Annotated in this window: 19 protein-coding genes; 7 read left to right on the top strand and 12 right to left on the bottom strand. The window is 48.9% G+C overall.

Going from position 1 to position 23825, the window contains the following annotated elements; all coding sequences use genetic code 11:
- Positions 1-278 precede the first annotated feature (278 nt).
- The 7 genes from JW883_16025 (at position 279) to JW883_15995 (ending at position 9687) form a co-directional block, all read left to right on the top strand.
- Complete coding sequence (locus tag JW883_16025; protein MBN1843773.1) at positions 279-803, top strand: CBS domain-containing protein; 525 nt, start codon at positions 279-281, stop codon at positions 801-803.
- 15 nt (positions 804-818) lie between these two features.
- Positions 819-2348: an SLC13/DASS family transporter gene (locus tag JW883_16020; GenBank protein ID MBN1843772.1), complete on the top strand. Its 1530-nt coding sequence runs from the start codon at positions 819-821 to the stop codon at positions 2346-2348.
- A 98-nt stretch (positions 2349-2446) separates the two neighbouring features.
- On the top strand, positions 2447-3604 hold the full coding sequence (locus JW883_16015) for a hypothetical protein (GenBank protein MBN1843771.1): 1158 nt from the start codon (positions 2447-2449) through the stop codon (positions 3602-3604).
- A complete protein-coding gene (locus JW883_16010; protein MBN1843770.1) occupies positions 3583-4059 on the top strand; it encodes a CBS domain-containing protein in 477 nt (158 codons plus the stop codon). The genes JW883_16015 and JW883_16010 overlap by 22 nt, the downstream gene beginning before the upstream one ends.
- A 25-nt stretch (positions 4060-4084) precedes the next feature.
- Positions 4085-6664 (top strand): pyruvate, water dikinase, encoded by a 2580-nt coding sequence (locus tag JW883_16005; protein ID MBN1843769.1) that lies wholly within the window; start codon positions 4085-4087, stop codon positions 6662-6664.
- A gap of 208 nt (positions 6665-6872) precedes the next feature.
- Positions 6873-9089, top strand: a complete 2217-nt coding sequence (locus JW883_16000; protein MBN1843768.1) for a PAS domain S-box protein — start codon at positions 6873-6875, stop codon at positions 9087-9089.
- A 181-nt stretch (positions 9090-9270) separates the two neighbouring features.
- Entirely contained in the window at positions 9271-9687 is a 417-nt protein-coding gene (locus JW883_15995) for a response regulator (GenBank protein ID MBN1843767.1), read from the top strand.
- Between the two features lie 75 nt (positions 9688-9762).
- On the opposite strand, the gene JW883_15990 is transcribed toward JW883_15995, so the two are convergent.
- The 12 genes from JW883_15990 to JW883_15935 form a co-directional block, all read right to left on the bottom strand.
- The gene (locus JW883_15990) at positions 9763-10449 is read right to left on the bottom strand and encodes a hypothetical protein (GenBank protein MBN1843766.1); all 687 of its coding nucleotides are present in this window, start codon (positions 10447-10449) and stop codon (positions 9763-9765) included.
- Positions 10446-11750, bottom strand: a complete 1305-nt coding sequence (locus tag JW883_15985; protein ID MBN1843765.1) for a sulfite exporter TauE/SafE family protein — start codon at positions 11748-11750, stop codon at positions 10446-10448. The genes JW883_15990 and JW883_15985 overlap by 4 nt, the downstream gene beginning before the upstream one ends.
- A 112-nt stretch (positions 11751-11862) precedes the next feature.
- Positions 11863-12135, bottom strand: a complete 273-nt coding sequence (locus tag JW883_15980) for a CBS domain-containing protein (GenBank protein ID MBN1843764.1) — start codon at positions 12133-12135, stop codon at positions 11863-11865.
- A 501-nt stretch (positions 12136-12636) separates the two neighbouring features.
- On the bottom strand, positions 12637-14067 hold the full coding sequence (locus tag JW883_15975; protein MBN1843763.1) for a sigma-54-dependent Fis family transcriptional regulator: 1431 nt from the start codon (positions 14065-14067) through the stop codon (positions 12637-12639).
- Positions 14064-15386 carry a PAS domain S-box protein gene (locus JW883_15970; protein MBN1843762.1) on the bottom strand — a complete coding sequence of 441 codons (1323 nt, stop codon included), beginning with the start codon at positions 15384-15386 and terminating at the stop codon, positions 14064-14066. The genes JW883_15975 and JW883_15970 overlap by 4 nt, the downstream gene beginning before the upstream one ends.
- Before the next feature lie 29 nt (positions 15387-15415).
- On the bottom strand, positions 15416-16402 hold the full coding sequence (locus JW883_15965; GenBank protein MBN1843761.1) for a DUF4065 domain-containing protein: 987 nt from the start codon (positions 16400-16402) through the stop codon (positions 15416-15418).
- Between the two features lie 441 nt (positions 16403-16843).
- On the bottom strand, positions 16844-18967 hold the full coding sequence (locus tag JW883_15960) for a PAS domain S-box protein (protein ID MBN1843760.1): 2124 nt from the start codon (positions 18965-18967) through the stop codon (positions 16844-16846).
- Positions 18921-19355 (bottom strand): hypothetical protein, encoded by a 435-nt coding sequence (locus JW883_15955; GenBank protein MBN1843759.1) that lies wholly within the window; start codon positions 19353-19355, stop codon positions 18921-18923. The genes JW883_15960 and JW883_15955 overlap by 47 nt, the downstream gene beginning before the upstream one ends.
- Before the next feature lie 125 nt (positions 19356-19480).
- Positions 19481-19864, bottom strand: a complete 384-nt coding sequence (locus JW883_15950) for a response regulator (protein ID MBN1843758.1) — start codon at positions 19862-19864, stop codon at positions 19481-19483.
- Between the two features lie 204 nt (positions 19865-20068).
- On the bottom strand, positions 20069-21655 hold the full coding sequence (locus tag JW883_15945) for a response regulator (GenBank protein MBN1843757.1): 1587 nt from the start codon (positions 21653-21655) through the stop codon (positions 20069-20071).
- A gap of 305 nt (positions 21656-21960) precedes the next feature.
- Positions 21961-23454, bottom strand: a complete 1494-nt coding sequence (locus JW883_15940; protein ID MBN1843756.1) for a monovalent cation/H+ antiporter subunit D family protein — start codon at positions 23452-23454, stop codon at positions 21961-21963.
- Between the two features lie 7 nt (positions 23455-23461).
- Positions 23462-23825: cation:proton antiporter subunit C (locus tag JW883_15935; GenBank protein MBN1843755.1), on the bottom strand; the 364-nt coding region annotated here is incomplete at its 5' end.

Here is a 23825-nt window from a genome sequence, read left to right as displayed (position 1 = left end):
TGAGTGTCAAACAGATTCACCTCTATAGCGGCAATCTTCTGTTTGTTTTGGCAAAAACTTGCCGGGATCATCTCTGCGCTGTCGCTTTCTTCAAGCTGTCACAAAGGGAAAAGTATTAAATAACAATATGTTATTGCAAACCGAGGGCATTCTCGCGGCTTGGTATGACCCTTGCTTAATAGTCAGGAGATGGGCACAGGACGTGGTATTGCTTTTGCTGCAGAGTACCAGGTTTTCCATGTCAGAATAAACAACACCGATTCAAGAGGAGGGGTTTCATGCAGAGTGCTAAAAGGGTGAAGGATTTCATGGTTGAGATAACCGAGTATCCCCACATTGCTTACTGGATGAGCGTGCGGGATGCCATCGCCATGATTCACAGTTCTTATGATGAGACAGCGGGTCTGGGAGAGCACCGGATGGTTCTTGTATTTGATGAAAAGTATCAACTCCAGGGTGTTTTGACACTGAAAAGCCTTCTCACGGGCATTGAGCCGAAGTTTCTTAGAAGGGATGAAACGTCACCTTTTGAGGGACTCACGGACAAAGACTATGCAAGCCTTTCTGCCCTTGTGGAAGGCACCTTTTCTAGCAGGTGCAAAGAGGAGGCGGAAAAGCCGGTCAGTGAGGTTATGGTACCGATCCGGGCAACGGTTGAGGCAAATGATTCTCTTGAAAGAGCGGCCTTTGTCATGCTTCAGGCGGACGTGAACCTGCTCCCTGTGATGGATGGGGAGAACATAGCAGGTGTTTTGCGCATGAGCGACGTTTTTAATGAGCTGACTAAAACCGTATTAGAGTGAAGGAGGAAACGCATAATGGTTGAAAACAGTAAGCCGATTGCCTCCGGGGCAGGTCTCCCGGAGATGCCTGATGAAATCGTTCTTTCTCCTGAAAAGCCCAGACTGGACTGGAACCGCCTGCTTTTCATAGCAATAGGGATCGTCCTCTTTTTCATAGTCTATTCTGCCCCGCCGTGGCCGGACGCGGTGGACCCCATGGGAAAGCACTTTGCTCTGTCCAAAGAGGCCAAGGGGGCGCTGGCCGTTTTTTTGCTGGCCGGCACCTGGTGGGTCTTTGAGGTTGTGCCGATCGGGGTAACCAGTATCACAATAGGGGTGATGCAAGCCCTCTTTCTCATCCGGCCTGCCAAGGCAGCCTTTAAGGATTTCATGGATCCTTCCGTGATGTTTATCTTTGGCTCAATAGTCATCGGCATGGTCTTTACCAAGACAGGCCTCACCAAGCGCCTGGCGTATAAGATGCTGGCTATTGTGGGAGAAAAAACCAGCATGATCTACCTCGGCTGCTTTGTGGTCACGGCTGCCATGACCCATGTCATGGCCCACACGGCAGTGGCCGCTACCATATATCCACTCCTTTTGGCCATCTATGCCCTGTACGGAGAAGGAGACAAAAAAACCAAATTCGGGAAGGGCCTTTTCATAGGCATGGCCTATGTGGCCGGCGCAGGGAGCATCGTAACCCTGTTGGGCGCTGCGCGCGGCGCCGTGGCAATCGGCTTTTATAACGACATCATGGGAAAGGATATCAGCTTTTTTCAACTTACCTATTATATGTTTCTTCCCGGATGGATCATGGTCTTTGTCCTGTGGGCATTTTTCATGGTCTTTTTGAAACCGGAAAAAAAGACGATTCCCGGTCTCAGGGAAAAGGCCAAGAAGCTCAATGAGCAACTGGGCAAAATCAGCGGCAAAGAAATCCTGGCAGCCTCCATTGTCATTGGCGTCATCTTGGTCATGGGCCTGCGGTCCTTTGTCCCGGCCCTGAAAGCGATTGACAAGACGGCGATTGTTCTCATTTCAACCATCCTGTTCTTTATTACTAAAATTCTCGATATTAAGGACCTGGAAGAGATCCCCTGGAATATTATCTTGCTCTTTGCCGGGGCCATGAGCATCGGTTTTTGCCTATGGGAAACCGGCGCAGCGAAATGGATGGCCGTTAACTGGCTTGGAATGTTCCAGGAATCTCCCGGGTTTGTATTTATCATGAGCATCGCCTTTTTTGTCATGATCATGACAAACTTTATCATGAACGTGGCTGCCATTGCTATCTCGCTGCCTGTGGCCCTGGTGATTGCCCCTTATCTGGGCGTATCCGGCGAAGTGATCCTCTTTGCATCACTGGTCACGGCCGGCATGCCTTTTCTCTTGCTGGTAGGCGCGGCCCCGAATGCCATTGCGTATGATTCAAAGCAATTTACCACGGGCGAGTTCTTTACCTACGGCATTCCGGCAAGCGTCCTCCTGATGGCAGTAGTGGCCCTGTGCGTGTGGGTGATCTGGCCAGTCCTGGGAATGCCGATTACTCTGCCGGCACCTTGAGGATTGTTGATTTGCGATTGGCGATTGATGATTTGAAAAAGAAGTTCTCGCTTTTTCAATAATCAATAATCAATCTTCAATTCACACCGGAGGTTTATATGGACTATTTGAAACGTCCCCGCATAATCCCTGACAACCGTGCCGTGATGGCCCGTCAATACAACCTGGCCACATTTTTTGGAAAGCTCAAAGAACTGGTGGCAGGCTATTGTAAGTTTGATATGGCCACAACCATGCCTGTAAAGGTTGAGTGTCCGGATGAGAGCCAGGGCCTTAAGCTCCTCTATTTCATCGCCACTTTCGGGACATCTCCTTTTGTTGGGGGAAAGGTGGGAGCCGAACTGGACACCAAGGCTATTGTCCCGGCCTCACATCACGCCGAGAACTTGGTATATGTGATGGGAAGCCACACCGGGTACGACCACCAGGCCGAAACATTTGGAAAGATCTATCGCGAAAAAGAGGGGGGCTTTAGCGCATGCTGCGGCAAATTGGCCGGCGTCATGGAGCCTTACTTGAAAGAGTACGAATATGCCAAGAATAGCATTAAGCTCTTCAAAGAAGAGGGCAGAGTTTTCCTTGAAATTCCAAACCGACTCCTTGGGATTCACAGCTCTGATGAGCCCCACCCTGCCAAGCTATGCCTGGATCCCTCTTTGATAAGAGGCAATCCGGAATCTGAAGGTGTCATGACCGCGGAAAGCCCACGCTCTGTTATTTTTGAGGTTCATCCGGATCTGCAACATGCCCTTGAGGCGAAAAAGCAGGCCATAACGCACGACCCCTCCCCAATAAGAGACCAACTTGCAGGTGACTATTTCAGATTCCTTTGGACTTCGTCCGCTCCCTTTCCGGATGACATTACCCGGAGACTACATCCGCTTATGCATCAAATCGTGTCCAGTCTAGACTATCCTCCTATGGCCACTATTGCAAATGTGAACACATGGATAGAGTTCAACCGATTCGTGGATGCCATCCATGCAATTCCGGATGTGCTGTCCAAGGGGGTCTTCGGCGTGTCCGGTTTGACTGTCGATCTGTATTGTGAAGAGCGGACTTATCATTATTCCAATGTTTATTATCCCCAATACGCCTTCTTCAAACCGGCTGGCGAGCGAGAGGGGATTGTTATGGGGCCGTCTGAGATCAACAGTCTCCTGGATTCTTTTACCCCCCCAAAGGGGAGACTCTCCATAGACCAGATACTGGAATGTAATGACCAGGAGGAGACATGGTACGCGAAAAGGGAGTAAGGGATCTAGTCATTCCGCTGACAGACTATCCTCACATGCCTTACTGGGGAACCCTTAGGGAGGCGATTGTACAGCTCAATGTCTCCTATGAAACAGGACACCATACAATCATGGTCTTTAACGAGGCATACAAGCTTGTGGGCATGCTTTTGCAAAATGACATCTTAAGGGCAATTGAACCGAAGTTTGGTCAAGGCAACCAGGAGAGTATCCCAATATCATGGGACGACCTGCTCAACACCGTAAGCGAAAAGCGGCTTGCCCTGCCAATTAAGGAGTTCATGTCCGAGGCCACGGTCACGATTGATGCCGAGGAGAGCATTTTGATGGCTTCTCACATGATGCTGGAGGAGGCCACCTGTCTCCTGCCGGTCACGGAAGGGGAAAGGTTTATCGGGGTTGTGCGGATGGAAGATCTGTTTCACGAAATAACAAACGCCATGTTAAAGCTATAACCGCGATACAAAGGCTCTTACAACAATGTTCAATTTTTTCAGCAAGAAAAGACGAGAAAAAGCCCTACGGGGAGAGGAAGAGAAGGACCTCTTTACCCACAAGTATAAGGCCTTTCGGGAACTCCTTGACGCCAACAATGCGGTGCTTGCCACCATGGCGGATATGCAGGAAAAGGCAAGCGGGGCCTATGTCTTCGATGCAGCCTATGTGGAATCTTCGTATCGGTCCGTTTCAAAGGGCATTAACAGGATTATCGACAGTCTGAACCAGGTATCTGGTAATAAGTACAAGGATCTGGTGCGTGCCAGTGACCGCATCAACAAGACAGCTCAGGAGATCCTCCATCCAGCAATCGCCATCCCCAAAACCGATTACGTGTTAGCCCTTGAATCCGTTCATAAGGATATGGCGCCTTCCTGCGGGGGCAAGATGGCCTATCTGGGCGAGGTGGCCAACAACATTCGTCTCCAAGTGCCTAATGCCTTTGTCATCACCACATTCTCCTATCAGAGCTTTGTACGACATAACCAGATAGAAGCGCTTTTGGAGGAAAACTGCGGCTCGGTTGATATCAGGGATTATGCCGCCCTGGAGGATGCCAGCCGTGCAATGCAGGGGTTAGTGCAAAAAAGTGAGGTCCCCGGCGATCTTCAAGACGCAATACTGCTCGCGTTTGACGAAATGAAGAGGCAAACAGCAGAGACATCCCTTCATGTATCTGTTCGAAGCAGCGCCATCCTCGAAGACATCATGGCCAGCTTTGCCGGCCAGTACGCCACTGTGCTGAATGTCACAAGGGAAAGTCTCATAGAGGCTTACAAGAAGGTTATTTCGAGCCAGTTTACGCCCAGAGCCCTCTTTTACTTTAAGGACAAGGGCTTTAACATCAATGAGATGGCCATGGCCGCAGGCGTCGTACAGATGATTGATCCCGCGTCAAGCGGGATAGCCTATTCACGTGATCCCAGAAATCCGGATGAGGACGTGGTCCTCATCAATGCTGTGTGGGGACTGGGAGATTATGCAGTAGGGGGGGTGGTCCCTCCGGAAACTCTCAAAGTCATCGCCCCGGCCAAAGGCGGAAAGGGCAGCAGGGTTTCGCGCAAGAAAGAGGGCAGGCAAAGGGTCATGAGTCGTGCCTCTGCCGACGGCGGGACACAAGAGGTTGCAGTTCCCGAGCATATGCAGGACACATCGTGCCTGGATGAAGATCAGGTACTAAAACTGAGCAATCTTGCCCGCGTGCTGGAATCGCATTTTGAATCCCCTCAGGATATGGAATGGGCCTTGGACCATAACGGGGTTATTCAAGTTTTGCAATCAAGGCCTCTTCGTATGTCCTACATGCATAAAGAGAAACTCTTGGATAAGCCCAGGCATGTGGAAGGGCACGAGCTTCTTCTTGATAAGGGTAAGATTGCCTGCCGCGGGGTATCAGCAGGGCCCGTCCGCCAAGTGAGGGACGAAAGGGCAATGGGCGATTTCCCCGAAGGAGGCGTTCTGGTGATAAGACAGGCACATCCCGAGTTCGCACTGATCCTGGATAAGGCCACTGCTGTGATTTCTGACACAGGTTCTGTCTTGGGACACCTTGCCACAGTTGCAAGAGAACTGGGCGTGCCTGCCATTCTTAATGCAGAAGATGCTACAAGAGTTCTAAGAGACGGCATGCTGGTGACAGTCGATGCTCAATATGGCAGGGTTTATGAGGGTGAGGTTGGTGAGCTACTGAAGGCCGGCAAACAGACTGGTGGATTTTCCAGTTCTCCAATTTACCGGCGCCTTCGCACAATCTTAAAGGAAATCACCCCATTATACATGACTGACCCCAGGGGCCCTGATTTTAAGGCGAAGACTTGTCGAACCTTTCACGATATCACACGGTTTTCGCACGAAATGGCGTTAAGGGAGATGTTCGATTTCGGTAAGCATACATATTTTTCTGAAAAATCGGCAAAAAAGCTGGTAAGCAAGGATATTCCCCTGGAATGGCTGGTCATAGACCTTGAGGATGGCCTCAAACAAGGCCTTGGAAAGCGGATAGGGCCCGAAGACATTGTATCCGAACCGATGCGTGCCATATGGGAAGGAATGACTGCTGTGCCGTGGAAAGGGCCTCCCCCGATGGACACCAAAGGTTTCTTGTCCGTGGTGGCTGGGTCGGCCATAGACCCTGACGCGGCATCGTATCTGACGGACAAAAATTATATTGTTCTCTCAAAAGACTTCTGTAACTTAAGCGTACGCCTGGGTTTCCATTTTTCCACAACCGAATCTTACGTGGGTGGAAACGAAAATCAGAATTACGTGAGCTTCGCCTTCAAGGGTGGCGGGGCTGATTCCGGCAGGAGAAACCGCAGGGTCGCCTTTATTTCAAGGATACTGGGCAAGTTTGATTTCCGTGTGGAGGTCAGAGAAGACAGTATCTTTGCGCGTATTGAGGGGCACGAAGAAGCCTTCTTGAAGGAACGTCTGAAGGTATTGGGACATGTCATAGTTCACACACGGCAGATGGATATGGTAATGCACAACGAAAAAATGGTAGAGTGGTATTACAAAGATATGATCAAGGGAATTGAGTCTTTTGTGAACATTCCGCATTAGTCCGTTATCAACGAAATTGGTATTTTTTTCCGGCAGGAGATTTTTAAAGACAACCACGAAAACACGAAAGTACGAAGACACGAAATTTCTCTAGGAATCTTTTCTTCGTGCTTTGCGGCATGCGCCTTAGGAAAAGGCGTGTCCTTTCATGCTTTCGTGGTAAATCTGTTTTCCTCTCTTGGTTCCAGCTTGTCCGAGTTAAAGACTTGTGAAGAAATATCTCAAATACTTTGCCCGAAAACCGGGTTTATGGCTTATCACAGGAGTCATCGCAGTACTCTTGGGGGGGGCCCTCATTTTGGGGACGCTTTCAGCCCGCGAAACGAAAAAGATAATCAATGAGGACTTCAATGCACAGCAGCTTTCATTAGCCAGAAATGCCACAGAGATATTGACTGTAAATTTTAGAATCCTTAAGCGGGAACTGATGACTCTGAGCCTCTCACCCTCGATTCAGTATGTGGAGGCGGTCTCCTGGCCAAACCGGATGAAAATCTCCCTTTCAAGTATTAAGGACTATGGTGTAATCCGAGTCATGCTTGTGAACGCTCACGGCACCAACTCCTATTCAGTCAATTATGCCAATGCAGTCTTTGTGGAAAAGGGATCCTATGGCCGCGAGGATTATTTTCAATGGTGCAAAGAACCGGCAAACAGAGGCAAGGTCTACATAAGCGATGTCAAGAAGGAGGTTGTTGAGAACTCTGAGCCTGGTCTTGTCATGACTATGGCTACGCCGGTCTATAACGTCTCAAGCGATCAGGCACACCCGAAACCCACTTACCAATTTTCGGGGGTGCTGGTGTTTGTCCTGGACGCTGGTTTGCTTGCAGAAAAATTCGTGGGTCGCATCAGGTCAGGCAAGACTGGGTATGCATGGGTCATTAATGAGTCCGGGGATTTTCTGTACCACCTGGAAAGGGATTTTATCGGCCAAAATGCCTTTGAGGTGAGAAAATTTAAAGATCCACACATCTCTTTCAGCAAAATCGACCTCATACAAAAAACCAAGATGCTGCGGGGAAAGGAAGGGACCTCCTGGTATATCTCAGGTTGGCACCGTGGCGTGAGGGGCCCCATGAAAAAACTGATCGCCTACGCGCCAGTGCAAATTGGAGCTGCCAACGCCACAAGGATATGGTCGGTTGCCGTGGCAGCGCCGATTAGTGAGGTGGAAGACGCCGTACACACCGTGTATGTTAGACAATTTATGATACAGGGTGTTTTAATTGCTGCGGTAATTGTCATATTTACCTTCTTTATAGCAAACGAAAGGACCTGGCTCAAAACCCTTGAAGAAGAAGTCGAAGAAAAGACAAAAGACCTGGCGCGTTACGCCAACAGGCTGCAACGCTCTGAGGAAAGGTACCGATCCGTTATCGAGTCAGCAGATGACATGATCTATACTGTGGACGAACAGTGTAATATCCTTTCAGTCAATCAATACTGCCTGCAGTTGATGGGGTGTCAGGTTGACGACGTTGTGGGAAAAAGAGTAATGGATGTGATCGAATACGAAACACCCGAAAGTGTCTGCTTGACGGTTGAAAAGGTCTTGGCAACATCTGAGACTATTAATCACGAAGAATGCGTAAACATAGAAAACAGGCAGTATTGCCTTGACACAAAATACAAGCCTGTCCTGACAGACGGAGGTCATATAGGCGCAGTATTGATCATATCCAGAGACATCACAGAACATAAGATAATGGAAGGACAGCTCGTTCATACGGAAAAACTCGCATCTCTGGGGTCGCTTTCAGCAGGCGTTGCCCATGAAATAAACAACCCGGTTGCCATTATCCTTGGTTTTACGGAACTATTGATGGATAGAACCCCCGCAGGCTCCAAAGAACATGAGATCCTCAAGACCATTGAGAGGCAGGGGAATAACTGTAAAAGGATCGTTGAGAATCTCCTTGCCTTTGCCAGGATACCCCAGAAGACCACCACAGAAACTGATGTGCTTGACGATATCCAGAAAGTTGTTAATGTTGTCATGAATACCCTTCTTACAAAAAAGATAGACCTCACAACCCAAATGGAAGAGAACCTTCCCAGAGTAAAGGGTGATGGCCAGCAACTGGAACAGGTATTCTTGAATATTATTAACAATGCGGTAGCCGCCATGGAGGGTGGCGGAATATTGACCATCTCAGCACACCTGACCGATCACATTGTCAAAATAGGATTTGAAGATACTGGCGATGGGATACCGCCTGATAATCTGGATAAAATATTTGAGCCCTTTTTCACCACCAAGAGAGTTGGAGAGGGAACAGGTCTGGGGCTTTCTGTAAGCTACGGTATTGTGAAGAAGTTCGGAGGCCATATCGAAGTCAAGAGCCAGACGAGAGCGGAAGGAAAGGAACCCGGAACCACCTTTACCGTGGAGCTGCCCGTGGCCAACGGCAAGACAGGTTAGTTAGTTTCCACCCGGAAATCCCTCTTTATGTTATTATGTCATTTCGAGCGAAGGGAAAAATCTAAAACCTACGTGCTTTCAATATGATAAGATTTCTCGCTTCGCTCGAAATGACAACTTTGCCCGGTTTCCGGATGGAAACTGGTTATATATCGGACACCAATCACAAAGGAGAAAAACAATGCCACAACGGATCTTAATCATTGACGATGAACCAGATATGCTGATGCTCCTGAGGATGATGATTGAAGAGAATACCGACTATGAAGTGGAAACAACCAACAACCCGTCCGAAGGGATAAAACTGTTCTCAGAGAAGGACTACGACTTAGTAATCACCGACCTCAAGATGCCGGGCCTGGACGGGATTGAGCTCTTTGATGAATTCCAAGAGATAAAACCTGACATTCCCGTGGTCATGATCACGGCCTATGGTTCAATTGAAACAGCCGACGAGGCCATGAAAAAGGGGATTGCTGACTTCATTACCAAACCTTTCAGGAAGGACAGCATACTCTTTACCATCAACAGGGCCATTGAACTAGCCCTTGTAAAAAAGGAAAATATAGAGCTGAAGAAGAAGTTGGACGTAGAGTAATCCATCTCGAAAAGGAATTTGGGACGGGCAGGGCCAACAATGGCCCTGCCGTATCGCAATTGCAAGCCGGGCATGTTAATGTTCCAGTTTCATGCCCCAACCCTCAAACATGAACATGATTGAAAAGCCGTACCACAGGGTGTAAACGACATAAAAGATCAGAGAAAAGACTACTATGCCGAGACGGTCAGAAATCTGGTCAGGTTCGATCTTGTAGTAGTTATAAGACGATTCCACGGCCTTCTTTATCACCACAGCAACGACCTTGGCCTCCTTGAACAGCTTCTGCTTCTTCAAGTCCTTATCCACAGCCTTAGATGCCTTCCACCAGTTATAAAGGACCCGCTTTTCGTCGCAGTCGTATTTGCTGGAGACCTTGTTGCCAAGATTATTATACATGTCATCTGCATCGGCAAGACAGTTGTTCAGGATCTTAGCCAGATCACCGGTGACCTTTAACTCGGCCCCTGATACATTTACCAGTGCGTCTCCCTTCATGAAAAGCAGGGCCGTCTGTTTTGCCTGCTCCTCATTGTCCATTGCCAGGGTCACACTCACCGAGTTCCCACTGAACTTGTCGACTTCTTCCTTGACATTTGGAATGTAGTAGGCTGAGCCTTTTGATATGGAGTTATACAAGGAGTCCAGGTACTCCAGACCGTTTTGCCCCTTGAAAACCGGTGAAAAAACGATGATGAGCACAACTACAAACACGGCCATCATTACAATACCGCCATAGAATTCTTTCTTATGCGCAATCATGCTCTCACCTCCTCTCCCTTCAGAACTTTGATATTCTTCAGGAACGTGCCGATCACCCAGACCGAAAACCCTCCTATCACAATGAAAAAGGCCCAAACACCGATGGTATCCAGGATGTCACCCAGCTGTTTTGATATGGGGATGTAACCCATGGCGCCCAACTTGGCTGGCAGGGCAAAAAAACGATTGAGAAAACCTGCCAGCACGGCCATGGCGTAAAAGCCTCGGATCGTGATACCCGGAACGACTTTAGTGACCATGGCCCCGATCTGGATACCCAGCAAGGACCCCAAGAGCATGCCCATGGCCAGTGTATAAAAGATAAACCCATAGATGGCGTACTGGCTTATTGAGGCATAGCCTGCAGTGAATATGATCTGGAAGATATCAGTCCCGACCGTGGTCATGGACGAAACGCCAAGCACATAAACGAATATGGGGAAGGTCAAGAAGCCGCCGCCAACCCCCATAATGCCTGCAGCCATTCCGACGAGCGCGCCGCTCAAGACCAAAAATATCCATGAAATCCCCCGCCCACCAGGCGTAATGTCGGCATCAAATCTGACGATGGGAGGAAGCTTAACAGCCTGAAGCTTCTTTGGAAGGTTCCCCATCTCGGCCCCTTCCGTTTTTCCTCCATGGGCATCCCCTCCATGGGGAAGATCCACGCCCGCAGCAGCCTTTCTCGCCTTGAGAAAGTCGGTCATGGCGTAGATCCCCAGAAAACCCAACATAAGGGAGTAAACGGTCGTGATAAAGGCGTCACTGAGCACAGGGTTGATCTCGTAGAGCACACGGTTGATCACCCCGCCAACTGTCGCCCCTATAATAGCGCCGATCAAGAAGACCGCGGCCAGAGGCACGGAGACGTTCCCGAGCTTCCTGTGGATCACGCTCCCCATGATGGCCTTGGCAAAGATGTGAAAAAGGTCGGTTCCCACAGCCAGGATACCTTTGATGCCCGCGCTCATCAGGGCCGGAGCAATGATAAACCCGCCGCCTGCGCCGATGCAGCCTGTGATCAGGCCGGCGCCCATGCCGATAAGGATAGATACAATAAAAATGCCGGTGCTGTAAAAGGCCGGGCTATAGGCCTTTTTGCCGCCGAGCAAATCCGGCAAGGCCCCGCCAATCTGGTCAGCAAAGGCGATGCCCACGAGTATGACGGGGACTATCAATAAACCGAGTATGACGAGCCGCTTGCGGTCACGCAGAATGGTGTTACAGTTTTGGATTTCCCATTCGGCAAGGGCTCTTGCACCCATCATCATAAATTGGCCCCACTGTCTAAAAAAATTCATGGCAACAATTCTCCTCCTTCTATGTAGTTTCTGACCAATTGCTCAAATGCCGCGAAAAAACCATCCACACCCCCTCTCCATGCTGTTTTTCCCGTATGATTTTGGACACTTGCTATTCATCCACCATGAGCTTCCTGCCATGGACAACAACGCTTCGCTTTCCCTTTAATTTCAGGCCTCCTTCCAATCCGATTTCCTTGAAGGCATCTTCAAGGGTGATCATGCCAAGGACTCTGTTTTCTCGTCTCACGGCAATTTGCTTCAGATCATTTTTCAACATGACCTCTATGGCATCCGTGATCTTATCTTCAGGAGACACAGACGGCTTTGACGCAACGTGATCCTCAATGGGAATGACAATCTCCTGAACGCAAAGCTTCCTCATCCTCATCCTCATCCTCTCGGCCTGATCCGCCTGGCGAGTATTGTAGATTTCCTGACATAAAATCGCTTCCGCGATTTTATACAACGCGGCTACGCCGCTAAAAAAGGGGAATTAAGATTAAGTTATCACCTGTCGCAAGATATGTACCATAGTGACAATGCAGAAGCGGCTGGTTGTAACACCTTGGAATAGCAGCAAATATAGTATTCCTGAGCTTTCGAGCCTGGTTGGAGGACTGAGGCTTTGTAAACTTTCAGGTTACAGTTCAAGGTGACATATTAGGTGAAGGCTATAAGAAGTACCAGAATTCCAGTGGGTTGATTGGCGAAACAAACAGGTTACAGTCAGCTTCCGGCCTAGGAGACTGTCCGAGAATGAGAGATTTTTTGCAAGGTCAAGGAAGACGAAGATTTTAACTGCAGGAATACACTGAGTATTTTGAGGATTAAAATCTGAGTCTGACGCAGAGATTGCGGGAAATACCCATTCTCGGACAGCCTCCTAGAGGGCCTCTGGCCTGGAAGCATGGTTCGCGGCATCATCTTTGAAATTTTCAGCGCTGATGTTTTCCTCCTTAATCAGGCGGTGAAGATATTGCCGCTGCAGGCCGGCCTGCTGTGCAGCTCTGGAAATATTGCCCTTGTTTTGCTGGAGTATTGCATGGATGTATTGTTGATGAAAGGCCCTGATCACTGCTTCTTTGGCCTCTTTGAAAGGAAGGTTGTAAGTGGCCCCGTTGAAGCAGGACAGCACGCTCGCATGAGAGCTTTCAGGCATGAGATCTTCAAGCATAATTTGCTCAGACCGGCACAGAATCACTCCCCTTTCAATCACGTTTTCCAACTGCCTGACGTTCCCAGGCCACTGCCGGGCCATGAGTATTGACATGGCCTCCGGGTCAATGTCACGTATTGCTTTGCGGTTCAATTTGCCATATTTTTCCAGAAAGTGACACACCAGCAGGGGGATGTCCTCTCGCCGTTCCCGCAGTGGAGGCAAACGAAAACGAATCACGTTAAGGCGATAAAAAAGATCTTCTCGGAATTTCTTCTCGGCCGTGCGTTGCTCGAGATCGTAGTTGGTGGCGGCTACAAATCGAATGTCAGCGTGCTTGGTATTCAGGCCGCCCACGGCCTTATATTCCCCTTCTTGAAGAAGGCGCAACAGCTTGGCCTGCATGACCATGCTCAGCTCTCCAATCTCATCCAGAAACAGGGTGCCCTGATTTGCCTCATCTACCAACCCCCTCTTATCCTTCCAGGCACCGGTGAACGCCCCCTTTACGTGGCCGAAAAGTTCGCTTTCAATGATCTGCTCCGGGATAGCCGTGCAGTCGATGGTTACAAAAGGCTTGTCACTGCGATCGCTGTAGGCATGAATCGACTTGGCCACAAGTTCTTTGCCCGTGCCGCTCTCCCCCTGGATCAAGATGGTTGCCATTGATTTGGCCACTTGTTTGACCCTATTTAGAGTCGATGTCATGGCAGGGCTGGAAGCGACAATAGTCGGAGGCTTTTTCTGTTGTTCAAGGGACTCGCGCAAGGCAATATTCTCACGGGTCAGGGCCTGCCAGTCCAAGGCCCTGCGAAGAGTGAGCAAGATGCGTTCTTTTCGGAATGGCTTGGAGATGTAGTCAAACGCCCCCTTTCGGATCGCTTCCACCGCGGTTTCTATGGTGGCATAGGCGGTCATGATGATAACCACGGCACAAGGCTGAATCCTTCGTACCTCGCCAAGCAGGCCAATCCCGTCCATCCCCGGCATTTTCAGATCGGTGATAACCACATCAAAAGCTTCTTTTTCCATAATTTCAACAGCTTTCAAGGGGTCATGCTCGGTTGCCACCTTGTGGAGGGTCTTTTCCGTAATGATCCTTCTCAGAAGGGAAAGCATGTCCTTCTCGTCATCCACAACCAGGATCCTGCCACTCATAACTCGTCCCCCTCTTTGGCCTTTAGCGTGACAGTAAAAACTGTTCCATGTGGGCCTTGGGAACCCTCCTGGAAGCTGCTTTCACAGGTAATTGCGCCTCCGTATTTCGTTACAATTCCGTGACTGACGAAAAGACCCAGCCCCGTCCCCTCACCTTCACTCTTGGTCGTAAAGAAAGGGTCGAAAATATTTTCCATGTGTTCTTTCTTGATGCCATGTCCATCGTCCCGAACTGTGATAAGCACTTTGTCCTGACCGGGGCTTAAAGCCGTCTTAACCTCCAAGATTCCGCCCCCTTTCATGGCCGCCGAGGCGTTGTTAACAAGGTTCAAAAAAACCTGTTGCATCTGACGGGAGTCTCCACCTGCCCTCGGAAGCTGGGGAGCTAGATCTAATCGGAGATCGATATTTTTCATTTCCAACGAATGTCTGACCACGTTGATTATGTTGTTGATGGCCTCATTGACGTCACAATACTCTGAAACGCCTTCTTCCTGACGGGCAAAGCTCAACAAGTTCTCCACCACCTCTTTGCAATGAAGGCTGTGACGCTCAATGGTCTTCAGGTCCTCGTAATCCTGGCTCCCCTTGGCAAGCTTTTCCAAAAGCAGATCTGTATAGCCTAGCATCACGCCAAGAGGATTGTTCAGTTCGTGAGCCACTCCGGCCGCCAGGGTCCCCATCGAGGCAAGCTTTTCGGTATTGACGAGCTGGTTCTCCAGTTTCTTGTTTTCGGTAATATCTCTGGCAATGCATAAAACGGACACGACCTTGCCCTGTTCATCTTTGACCGGCATGAAGTTGGCGCTGAGCCAGGCCTGATGTTCACCAGTTGTCACCATGAACTCGTCCCGCACGCTTTTTCTAAATTCGAAGACCACGCGCACAAGCCTGAGCTGTTGAGCTCCAACCTCTTCTGAAAAAAGGACAGACAGCGGCTCTCCAATGAACTGAGAGGGCGTGCCCCCAAAAAAATTCGCGGTAAAGCTGTTCAAAGATTGAAAATGCCCGGTTGCATCGACAGTGAAGATGAAGTCTTCAGTGCTTTCAACCAGGCTGCGGTATTTTTCTTCAGACTTTTTTAGTTCCTCAGTTTTCCGGGTTACCTGCTGCTGCTGCTTGCCAAGGCGCATTTCTTCGTATAGTAAGATTGCGCTCACGCCTACCAGGACACACACTGTCGCTATACACCAAAACCAAAATAGATGGCTTGCCCCGTCTTCCCCCAAACGGAAGCTCAGGGCAAGCCCAACAGCCAGACATAGAACACTAATTAAGGAGATACCCAGGAGCAAGGATCTATGGGTGTGCGGGGTCATTTCCTGAGGTTGCCGAATCCTGCTTTCTCTCACCCGGTGGCAAGCCTTGAGCTTGCCCTGCCAAACCAATCCCTTAGGGATTCATAATCATGCACCGCCGGGGAATTTTCCTCCACAAAGTTCCTGTCAAAAGAATAACCACGCCTTTTCAGTAAGAGCATCCCGATCCTTAAGGCCACTGAATTATTATGATACCTGAAACCCGCAGGATTTATCAGAGAGTGTGCCAGTTGTGCCGCACTGTCAGTATCGGTTAGATGGTTCTCCGTGCCGTCTTCATTCTTGTCACACGCATTGCCGAATGCATCCAGGACCGCCTGGGCGTTGAATCCAAGGTGTTCTTTGGAAGGGATTTTCTCCGGAAGATCACCGCACAAAGCAAGATATATCTCTGCTGCTTCATTAACAGACACTGAGCAGGCTTGGCTGTTACAGCCGCCAGCTTTACCAACCGCCTCTTCAGGGGTCTTAATAAACTTGTGGAGACTGACTCTCTCTGGCAACGTCAAGGCGCACTTGAGACTCTGCGATGGCTGGATACTCGTCAGATCGATGGGCTCTCTATATCCAGTCGAAATGAAAGGAATCGTTCTAGTGGCATAATCAAGTATCTCTGTGAAAATCTTGTCTCCCCAATCTTCGACGACTTCTTTCATAGTATTCAAACATTGATTAGATAGCCTTTCATCTTTCCTTATACAGGACTTAATAATTATACAAGGGTTTGAATATGGTGGTTCTGTCTCGCTACGGGATATCTCCAAGCGCATGGCATTGCTTTCAAGTTGCTCGTTTATGACGGATCTAATCGCCGGAGCATGGGGACCATGACTAAAATTAAGAAATGGAGTCTTGGTTAGAAGCAGGCCATAATTTGAATAATGGTATAGATGGGCGACGTAAATCAGCTTATTAAGCTTCACTTCCTGGAGATGGGGTACTATGCAGCCTAAATAGACGATAAGATTCTTTAGGACGTCTTTTTCCTCTTGATCCATAGTATGATCAACTTCCATAAACATCACCGTCCCGCGACTCCTACACATTCTTCTATATCGATAAGCAAAGATTCACGTATCTATGATCATGATTTTGGCAAGACCAGAGGGCAAATCCGAGCAAGATGCAAAAATAGCACGTTGTCGATGATTCCGACCGATAACGCAGCCCAAAATCTTTAGTTGATATCGCCTTTGAAAAAAGGGCCCCTCGCCCGGAGCAGCACCCGGACTTTTTGAGATGTTACGGCCTTCTTGTGAATGCGTTTGCCGGTGTCACTGATCGCCACTTCAACGGCTTTCGTTATCTTTTCTCTAACGGATTCCGCCCATGAAGTCAATGACGTTGGCTAAGGATTGATGTGATGCGCGCTGCGCACCCTTTTGCGAGACAGGTTAAGGCCAAGCTCTGGGCGTGGTTTCTTTTGCGGCAATGAGTTTTTCTGGCTGGCGAGAGCATTATGGATTGTCTTGAGCATTCCCCGCACCTGCAGGAAACCGTAGTTCGAACTTTGTTCCAAGACCTGCTTCACTTTCCATCCTTATGGTCCCACCACAGTCTTTGATGATGCTATAGCTAATGGAAAGCCCAAGTCCGGTGCCTTTGCCGACGCCTTTTGTGGTGAAAAAGGGTTCAAATACCCTATCTATGATGTCTTCTGAAATGCCGGCCCCGGTATCGGATACGGTTACTGCGACATCGTCATTATCTACAAAAGATCTTATTCTTAATAACCTGGTTGCGCCGGACGTTCTCTCTTCCATGGCATCCCTGGCATTTGTCACGAGGTTTATGAAAACCTGTTCTAATTTATTATGATCTGCCATGATCGGAGGCAAGTCTTCCCCCAAATCCAGTTCTAAGTCTATTTGATGCAGCCTTAACTGTTGACCCAATATCTTAAAAACGTCTCTGATGGGTTCATTGATATCAAGTTTATAGCTGCTGACGTCCGCTACCCTGGCAAACTCCCGCATATGATGTATAATGACAGATGCTCTTGCCACCTGGGCCCTGATTTCTCCAGCCACAGTGTTTAATTCTTCATCACTGATCGCTTTGCCCGTCTTTAGCATCTCTGTGAGAAAGTCACTGCCTATCTTCATGACATTGAGCGGCTGATTCAATTCGTGGGCAATGCCTGCGGCCATTTCTCCCAAAGTTGCCAGTTTACCGGCCTGAATCAACTGAGTCTCTTTCTGCACGCTCTCTGTGACATCGGTTGTTGTAGCAATCAGAGCGTTTTTTTTCATGTATCGCGCGCCACATACGTGAATGCTGGTATAAAAAAGCCCCCCATCTTTTCTGCGATGTTGCTTCTTGGAAAACACAATAGATCGATGATCCGTGACATCTCTGAAACTCAACATAATTTCCCGTGCATCTGCTTCATATCCCAAATCCTTGAAAGAAAGCTTCAGAAGCTCTTCTTTGGAATAGCCATATTGGCTCTCAGCCCTTGCGTTGGCATCCAGAATGCTAAGTGTTTGACGATCCAAGATAAAAATGGGGTTTGGATCGCTGTCAAACAGACGCCTGTATTTTGCTTCAGAGCGTCTCAGCTCTTCGTCAGAGACCTTCAATTTGCTGAGCATTTCCTTGAATGAATCCGCCAAGTGGACCATCTCGTCACCCACATGCATTTTATACACCTTGCATTTGCGACACTCGTCCAGCTTTTCGGGAAATTTCCCTGACGGCTGACCGTGACAGAGGGTCCCGCCCACGTACCAACACAGCCTTTCCGTATTCCCATGGGCTGGGCAGTCGGTTTTATCACATTTCTCCACCTCCCAGCATTTGACCGTTCTGCCAAATTCAAACCCGGGTCTTCCCCGGCTGATTTCATCGGCTAGACGCGTCAGCGTAGAGAGGGGTCGCGTAATGTATTTGGACAGGAATAGGCTCAAGAAAAAACCCACAACCACAAGAGAAATTGCGGCCAGGGTAATCTCCTTGTCCCTGAGCGCTGCTATCCTTTGCTCTATAGGCGTCCAGTTAATTCCCACGGACAAAATCCCCAATATTTGTTCTTCAGCACCATGGCACTTATGACAGGTTTTCTCATTGCGGATTGGCATGGCATGTTGGAGTATCTTTTTTTCTCCCAACATCTCCAGGCCCTTTACCAAAACACTGTTGCGTAACGCCCTCTTTGTGGCTTCTGAACTGTCGACCCCGCCTATGTTCGCTGGCAATCCACTATACTTGATAGTGCCTTCAGTATCGCAAAGATTTGCTACTGTCACATCCCTCAGTCTGTTCAAGCTTTCCAGGATAGCCTGGACGACCTCCATCTCTCCATCGAGCATAGGATACTCAATACTTCTCATAACCATATTACTGATCTCATAGGCTCGTTCCTCGTGGTTGCTGTAATGAAACTTTGTTCGTGTCACCATATCAAAATAAGTAAAGACGCCTATGAATACAATGAAAATGACGCTCATGCCTAATATCAGCTTGAGCGTCAGGCTGGGTATGCGTAGTCTGGCTCGGAAGTTGTCTAGGAATGACGGGGCAAGACCCATTTTATCAGTACCCCGGATGCTTGTGGCCGCTGTGACACACTGTACAGACATTCTGTGGAATGCTCAGTGTCTCCTGATGTTCGCGCTTGGTCGGAGCCTTGAGGTGAAGGCTGGCCGGGCCATGACAGCTTTCACATTGTTTATTCACCATGCCCGGGGTCTCGCTGATAGTGACAAATCCTCCCGGTTCTCCATATCCTGTGGTATGACAGGGAACACAATTAGGGTCATCATCTTTTTTCCTCATCTTTATGACCCGGAAATTCTTTGAGTACTTCCAAGAGTAATAACTCTCTACGTGCTCTGGATGACATTCCTTGCACTTTTCCATTCCTACATAAGTTGCCTTTTCCTTGTCAGCCGAAACATGGAGTGCCGAAAGGACAAACAGACAAAGGGTAAGGAGCCCGGTAGTCGTTGTGATTATCAACCATTTCATGGTGACCTCCAATCGGGTCTGACCGGTATTCATATGACAGACTCGGACGACATCTTGTTATCAATAGACAATCAGCTCAGCAAAAGCCAACCGTGTCCCCAACTCTTACAATAAAGAGCCCTTATCTACGATAACAAATCACTGACCATCTTGAGCATGACGTCTGCATTCATCGGCTTTTCGATATATCCATCAGGGGCCGGGAGGTCTTGCTTCTGCCGCACAATGAGGTCGTCGAAACGCCCGCCTCTGGCAATGCCCGTAACAATGATGACTGGAATGTCCTTGGTCTCCTCGTCATGCTTGAGTTCCTGATACATTCCAATCCCGCCCCGTTCCGGCATCAGTATGTCCAGGAGAATGAGATCCGGTTTTTCGGCCTTGACCTTCTCCATGCCTTCCTTGCCATCCATAGCGACTATCGGTGCATAACCGCTTTCTTCCAATATGGTGGATGCAAAATCTATGTGCTCGACTTCGTCATCTACGATAAGAATCTTTTTTTCCATGACAGCCCCCTCCTTTCCGTTTTTCACGTTGTTATCCGGACTCTTTCGGATATGCCTTTTGGTAAAGACCCGCACCCGTTCGTCCCATGTCGTTTCGACCGAAGGGATAAATCTTGAGAAGGGACTCTTTCACGCAAGCCTTCTCGCTCCGCTCGAAGTGACAAGAGCCGCCATTGAATACTTATGTTGACTTGAGGTTTCCCGTTATCCCGCTCGCTCTGTCCTATTTGAACTTGCTTTTCCGCACGGAAAACGCATAATAAAAGTTGTGCCCTCACCTGGAGTTGAATCAAAAGTAATGGTCCCACCGTGCTCATCAACGATCTTTCTGGTCACAAGCAGCCCAAGGCCGGTGCCTTTGGGGCCCTTGGTTGAAAAGAAATCCTCAAAGAGACTCTCCTGAATCTCCTGGGTCATACCCACACCATTATCCGCGATTTCGAATCTGATGCCACCGTCTTCCTTGCGGGTCCTTATGACTACAAAGAACTCCTTGCCCTCATGGCGTTCGGCGGTACAGGCATCAATGGCATTGGTGACCAGATTAAGGAGACATCGGTGGAGCCCGGTAGGGTCAAGAAAACACTCATTAATAGAAAAAGCAAAATCCTTGACTAGCTTCACCTTAGGCTGCGGAGCCTTTTCTTTCATAACGTCACGTAACTTCGCCCACCTGGCTTCAAGGGTCTGATACATAAGATCATAGACTTCTTGAGCAATATCATTCGGGGAGCAGCTCACGTAATCGGGCTCACGTTCCTTGGAGTAAATGAGCATATTCATCACCAGGTCAGAAATTCTACCAACATTGTTCTCGACCATGCTCCAGCCCTTGTGCAAAAGGTCCGGCTTGTTTTTCTTTAAACTCGTGTTAACGATGTAAACGCCACCCTGGAGCCCATTCAAGATATTCTTGGTATAATGGGCCATGCCTGCGACGGCTTGCCCAATGGCGGACAACCTTTCGCTTTGTATCAATTCATTCTGGAGTCTCTTGATTTCCCGTAAATCCTGGAAGAAATACACAACGCCCGTGGCCGCACCGTCTTCAAAAAGGGTGGCCCCTGATATCCGCACAGGGATTTGTTCGCCCTTTTTTGAAACAATGACATTCTCATAACCCACAAGTCTGTGTTTGCCTCCACAGGCTTCGCCATAAAGTGTTTGACGCACCGTTTCACCAACACCAGGGGGGTATAGGCTGTCAATATGCATCTTGCCGACAACGTCGTCTGCCGCATAGTCCAGCAGATCCTCAGTCCCTCGATTGAAGACGACAATGGTCCCGCCGCTTCCCGCTGCTATGATCCCGTAAATGGAATTCTGGATGAGGTTTTTTTGGAAGTCGTGGGCCTTCCTCAACTCCTCTGTCGCGTCCTTGACCATAAGCTCCAAATTATCCGTGTATTCCTTGAGCAGCCTCCGCGTATCCAGCCTTTCCTGCGCCCGTCTCAGGGCAACCGATATGACCTCATCTCCAACAGGTTTGGTGACAAAATCGGAGGCATTAAGTTTGAGGGATTGAATCGCCAGGTCCATATCCCCATGCCCCGTAATGACGATGACTTCGGTTTCAGGGCTGGCCTCTTTTATCCTTCTTAACACCTCAATCCCATCCATGCCGGGCATCTTCATATCGGTTAACACGATAGGAGGCCTTTCTTGCAGGAATAAATCTATCCCTTTTGGGCCATCCGCTGCCGTGATGACTTCATAACCCTTGCTGCGCAAGTAGAGGCCCAAGACCTTTCTTATGGACTCCTCATCATCTATGAGCAGGAGTTTAGACATTTATTCTTGATATCTCCCTGTGGTCTTTTTCTTAAGTTTCCCGCCGGTTTTCTAACGCAGCACCCAGTTCACTTCCTACTTTTATCATCAGAATCACCTAAGAATCAAGTCAAGGTGTAATTCGATTGCCCTGATCAATACTTCCTTTCTCCTTGTATGAGGGGCCGGGGGCGGAAGACATGGGTAAGTGCTAGCCTGAAGTGTGAGGGTTTGGCGGAGGGGGATGGAAATGGCGGCATGCCTTCGTCCAGGGGGTTCCCTTGCCCCCCCAACTATTACCTCATATATCAGGATTACAGAGCAGCTCATAACTTTGGCACAGCAGATGCGATAATATTGGACAAAATCGCCTGATTATAAAGACCGATTAAGATAATACCTAGGGCAATGGCAATCGTTGGGATTAACATGCTCAGAGGGGCCTCGTCTATTATCTGAGCGTGGCCGGTACCATGTGTGTGCCCTTCGTGTCCGTGAGAGGCATGGAAGTCGTATGCAATTTCAATAACCCGAAAAAAAAGAATCATACTAATGAGACTGGATAAAAGCAATGCCGCCAGAAACGCCCAATGCTCAGCTATCACGGCCCCCTGGATAAGGTACCACTTGCTAAAAAAGCCGCACGTGGGAGGGACCCCAATGATGGACAAAGCGCCAACCACAAAAGCAGCCATGGTGAAGGGCATCTTTCTAAAAAGGCCTTTAAAATCAGATAGGTTATGACTTCTCATTTTGTATGCTATAATGCCGGCAACAGTAAAGAGCCCAACCGTCATAACCGCGTCATTGAGGATGTGGAGGATCGCTCCCTGCATCGCTATCGTGTTAGCCAATCCTACACCGCCAACAATATAGCCAACCTCTGCCACAACGACGTAACAGAGCATCCTTTTGAAATCAGTCTGGGCAAGGGCCATTATAGCGCCCCCTAATATGGCAATGACACCTGCCCAGGCCATTATGTCGGTAACCGGAAGCAGCTCCACGGACAAGTGAGGCTTAAACACGGTAAAAAGCACCCGGATCATGACATAGAGCGATATTTTGGTCATCAGGGGAGCAATCAGGGCGCTGGCAACTGAAGGGGCCTTTGTATAGGCATCTGGCAGCCACACATGGACAGGGAAAAGGGCCATCTTGACCGCCAACCCTGCAAGAAGGAACGCAACGGCTGTAAGGACAACCTTTGAATCATACAGGCGCGGCAGTATTTGCTGAACATCCGCCATATTAAGAGAACCGGTCGATATGTAGATATAGCCGACGCCTAGTAGATAGAAACAGGCGCCGATGGTTCCCATAACGATGTATCTAAAAGTGGCCAGGGGCGCGCCATCCTCGCCGACGGCGATCAGGGCATAGCCGGCCAGGGAGCCGATCTCCAAAAACACATAAAGGTTAAACAGGTCACCGGTTATGACGATGCCTAAGAAACCCGTCACCTGGAGTAAAAAAACGGTGTAAAAGTAAACGGTTCTTTCTGGCAATTCCTGTTCGACACTCCGCTTGGAATAGATGGCAACCATCAGGCTGATGACAGACACGATAACCAGCATCATGGCATTCAGTTGATCAACAACATACTCAATCCCGAAGGGAGGCGCCCAGCCTCCCAGACGATAGTGGATGGTACCGCTCTCTATCACCCTAAGCAGCGTACTCATGGATGCCAGCGCAGATAACGCAAGGACGAAAACGGCCCAAAAATAGCATAGGCCTTTCCTCCACAGTCCGATAAGGGGGCACAACATAGAGGATATCAGCGGGATTACAACAATCAGGATCGGGATCTGTGCTATCATCTTCTCAACCTCTTCTTATGCTCATAATGATCTCGTCTTCCTCTAATGTATGATATCTCCTGTAAATCATGATGGCCACAGCCAGTGCCACTCCCAGTGTGGCTACCATCACTACAATGGCTGTAAGCATGAGCACATGGGGCAATGGGTTGGCATATTGCATAACATCAACGGCATGGTGCCCGTGGCCTCCGTGGGCATGCTCCAGAATGGGGACGGTCGCACCCTTCTTGACGGATGTGGAGATGTAGAAAAATATGATGGCTGACTGAAAGATGTTCATGCCGATGATCTTCTTTATCAAGTTCCTCTTTGCCATCATGGCATAAAAGCCGATCATCATCAGACCTACGTACATCCAATAGTTG

Source organism: Deltaproteobacteria bacterium (assembly GCA_016930875.1).
Classification (GTDB): Bacteria; Desulfobacterota; Desulfobacteria; order Desulfobacterales.
The sequence above is the reverse complement of the archived record's forward strand: the minus strand, read 5'-3'. Positions and strand labels throughout refer to the sequence as shown.

Excerpts from the sequence above, each read along its gene's own strand:
- JW883_16015 (MBN1843771.1), top strand. The coding sequence starts at position 2,447 with ATGGACTATTTGAAACGTCCCCGCATAATCCCTGACAACCGTGCCGTG.
- JW883_15960 (MBN1843760.1), bottom strand. The coding sequence starts at position 18,967 with ATGTCTGTACAGTGTGTCACAGCGGCCACAAGCATCCGGGGTACTGAT.
- JW883_16025 (MBN1843773.1), top strand. The coding sequence starts at position 279 with ATGCAGAGTGCTAAAAGGGTGAAGGATTTCATGGTTGAGATAACCGAG.
- JW883_15970 (MBN1843762.1), bottom strand. The coding sequence starts at position 15,386 with ATGACCCCGCACACCCATAGATCCTTGCTCCTGGGTATCTCCTTAATT.
- JW883_15975 (MBN1843763.1), bottom strand. The coding sequence starts at position 14,067 with ATGAGTGGCAGGATCCTGGTTGTGGATGACGAGAAGGACATGCTTTCC.
- JW883_15950 (MBN1843758.1), bottom strand. The coding sequence starts at position 19,864 with ATGGAAAAAAAGATTCTTATCGTAGATGACGAAGTCGAGCACATAGAT.
- JW883_15980 (MBN1843764.1), bottom strand. The coding sequence starts at position 12,135 with ATGAGGAAGCTTTGCGTTCAGGAGATTGTCATTCCCATTGAGGATCAC.
- JW883_15955 (MBN1843759.1), bottom strand. The coding sequence starts at position 19,355 with ATGAAATGGTTGATAATCACAACGACTACCGGGCTCCTTACCCTTTGT.
- JW883_15985 (MBN1843765.1), bottom strand. The coding sequence starts at position 11,750 with ATGAATTTTTTTAGACAGTGGGGCCAATTTATGATGATGGGTGCAAGA.
- JW883_15965 (MBN1843761.1), bottom strand. The coding sequence starts at position 16,402 with ATGGAAGTTGATCATACTATGGATCAAGAGGAAAAAGACGTCCTAAAG.
- JW883_16020 (MBN1843772.1), top strand. The coding sequence starts at position 819 with ATGGTTGAAAACAGTAAGCCGATTGCCTCCGGGGCAGGTCTCCCGGAG.
- JW883_15995 (MBN1843767.1), top strand. The coding sequence starts at position 9,271 with ATGCCACAACGGATCTTAATCATTGACGATGAACCAGATATGCTGATG.
- JW883_15990 (MBN1843766.1), bottom strand. The coding sequence starts at position 10,449 with ATGATTGCGCATAAGAAAGAATTCTATGGCGGTATTGTAATGATGGCC.
- JW883_16005 (MBN1843769.1), top strand. The coding sequence starts at position 4,085 with ATGTTCAATTTTTTCAGCAAGAAAAGACGAGAAAAAGCCCTACGGGGA.
- JW883_15945 (MBN1843757.1), bottom strand. The coding sequence starts at position 21,655 with ATGTCTAAACTCCTGCTCATAGATGATGAGGAGTCCATAAGAAAGGTC.
- JW883_16010 (MBN1843770.1), top strand. The coding sequence starts at position 3,583 with ATGGTACGCGAAAAGGGAGTAAGGGATCTAGTCATTCCGCTGACAGAC.